The 1,477-nt window shown below is 49.8% G+C and carries 2 tRNA genes and 2 rRNA genes; all 4 read right to left on the minus strand.

The annotated features are described in order from the left end of the window. A 23S ribosomal RNA gene (locus PG879_RS20395) occupies positions 1-919 on the minus strand; the annotation flags it as partial. Between the two features lie 251 nt (positions 920-1,170). Next, positions 1,171-1,246, minus strand: a tRNA-Ala gene (locus PG879_RS20400). Between the two features lie 10 nt (positions 1,247-1,256). Further along, positions 1,257-1,333 (minus strand) — tRNA-Ile (locus PG879_RS20405). A 73-nt stretch (positions 1,334-1,406) separates the two neighbouring features. Next, positions 1,407-1,477, minus strand: a 16S ribosomal RNA gene (locus PG879_RS20410); the annotation flags it as partial.

The following is a 1,477-nucleotide window of genomic DNA, read 5'->3' on the forward strand; positions in this document are numbered from 1 at the left end:
TACTTACTGGTATTCGGAGTTTGCATGGGGTTGGTAAGTCGGGATGACCCCCTAGCCCAAACAGTGCTCTACCCCCAGTAGTATTCGTCCGAGGCGCTACCTAAATAGCTTTCGGGGAGAACCAGCTATCTCCGAGTTTGATTGGCCTTTCACCCCCAGCCACAGGTCATCCCCTAACTTTGCAACGTTAGTGGGTTCGGTCCTCCAGTTGATGTTACTCAACCTTCAACCTGCCCATGGCTAGATCACCCGGTTTCGGGTCTACACCTTGCAACTAGACGCCCAGTTAAGACTCGGTTTCCCTACGGCTCCCCTATACGGTTAACCTCGCTACAAAATGTAAGTCGCTGACCCATTATACAAAAGGTACGCAGTCACCCCGAAGGGCTCCCACTGCTTGTACGTACACGGTTTCAGGTTCTATTTCACTCCCCTCACAGGGGTTCTTTTCGCCTTTCCCTCACGGTACTGGTTCACTATCGGTCAGTCAGGAGTATTTAGCCTTGGAGGATGGTCCCCCCATATTCAGACAGGATGTCACGTGTCCCGCCCTACTCGATTTCACATCAAGGTTGTTTTCGTGTACGGGGCTATCACCCTGTATCGCCGGCCTTTCCAGGACCGTTCCACTAACTTCCAAGATGCTTAAGGGCTAATCCCCGTTCGCTCGCCGCTACTGAGGGAATCTCGGTTGATTTCTTTTCCTCGGGGTACTTAGATGTTTCAGTTCTCCCGGTTCGCCTCGCTACGCTATGTATTCACGTAGCGATACCTAGCTTATGCTAAGTGGGTTTCCCCATTCGGAAATCCGTGAGTCGTAATGTCTCTTACCGACTGCTCACGGCTTATCGCAGGTTAGTACGTCCTTCATCGCCTCTGACTGCCAAGGCATCCACCATGTACGCTTAGTCACTTAACCATACAACCCCAAGAAGTGTCGTTGAACGACCCAGCTTGTTGCTGCACAACTTTCTTCCCGAAGGAAGGTGACCAAATAAAATTTGGTTTTCGCCAAGAAGTTTCCAAAGCACTTGTAACAAATGTTTGAGAACTACTTTTTAAATCAGCTTTCCAGATTGTTAAAGAGCAAACTTCGTAAAGAAGTCAAAGGCATACATTGAACAACATGTTCAACTCATGGCTTTGTCTTCTGACAAATACAGTACGATATGGTGGAGCTATGCGGGATCGAACCGCAGACCTCCTGCGTGCAAAGCAGGCGCTCTCCCAGCTGAGCTATAGCCCCGTAATCGAAGTGGTGGGTCTGAGTGGACTCGAACCACCGACCTCACCCTTATCAGGGGTGCGCTCTAACCACCTGAGCTACAGACCCACTTCGTGTACTGTCTCTAAACTTGAATCAAGGCAATCTGTGTGAACACTCAACAACTTCGTCATCATTAAGGTAAGGAGGTGATCCAACCCCAGGTTCCCCTAGGGTTACCTTGTTACGACTTCACCCCAGTCATGAATCACA

The sequence above is a fragment of the Aeromonas sp. QDB63 genome, assembly GCF_027707425.1.
Lineage (GTDB): Bacteria > Pseudomonadota > Gammaproteobacteria > Enterobacterales > Aeromonadaceae > Aeromonas > Aeromonas caviae.